The organism is Pseudoalteromonas sp. MMG012, assembly GCF_018100875.1.
Classification (GTDB): Bacteria; Pseudomonadota; Gammaproteobacteria; order Enterobacterales; family Alteromonadaceae; genus Pseudoalteromonas; species Pseudoalteromonas aurantia.
Map to the genome: position 1 here is coordinate 1 of NZ_JAGJEF010000211.1, position 824 is coordinate 824.

The 824-nt window shown below is 39.7% G+C and carries 2 protein-coding genes; both read right to left on the reverse strand.

The genetic code is table 11. The features are described from left to right. Nucleotides 1–207 precede the first annotated feature (207 nt). Entirely contained in the window at nt 208–525 is a 318-nt protein-coding gene (locus tag J8L97_RS23070) for a DDE-type integrase/transposase/recombinase (protein ID WP_211053058.1), read from the reverse strand. A gap of 64 nt (nt 526–589) precedes the next feature. Beyond that, a partial coding sequence (locus tag J8L97_RS23075) for an IS3 family transposase (protein ID WP_211053059.1) occupies nt 590–824 on the reverse strand: 235 nt, incomplete at its 5' end.

Sequence of the window (824 nt, forward strand, 5' to 3'; positions counted from 1 at the left end):
CTCTGGATATTTTTAATTAAAATCTGATTGGACCTTTCTGGTTTCACTAAACCGTTTGTAGTTCAGAGAAATATGTTTCCTCAAATTTAGCAGGTGAAACACCGAGCCTGTATGCGAGTGACGTTTTTTAGGATTGTAAAACATTACTATAAAATTAAATATCTCAGCTTTCGCATCTTTCACGTGTTGAGTATATCTTCTTCTTTATTATTCGTTTTTTAATGGTAGCAAAAAAGCTCTCAGCAACCGCATTATCATGACAGTTTCTTGCTGACTCATTGATGGTACAAGATTATGTTCTTTTATAAATGTTGAGTAATCTGCACTGCCATATTGGCTACTGTGGACCATCACTTTGGGTTTCGGTTGGCGTTGGCCAACTGCCATGAGCAATGTTTTAGTCACCAAATGCTTGTCCATGCTCTTATCCATCGACCAACCAACAATACGCCTAGAAAATAAATCCATGACAGTTGCTACATACAAGAAACCTTCATAGGTTCTCACATAGGTAATGTCACTCACCCACCCATGTTTGATTGGGTGCAGGAGGATTAAACTGGCGAGCAAGTAAGTTGCCTGCAATGCGTCATGTTTTACCGCCTTTAATATGGCGACGCTTATAGCCTATTTGGGCTTTGAGTTTATGCCGACGCATGATCTTAGCTACTCGATTAACACTGCATTGCTCACCAGCTTCACGTAAATCTGCATGTATCCAAGGACTACCGTAAGTACTACCACTAGCCACATAAAATGCTTTAATAAGTTTGAGCAAACGATTATCTTCGATTGCTCTGTCGCTTAAGGGCGTTTTTGTCAAC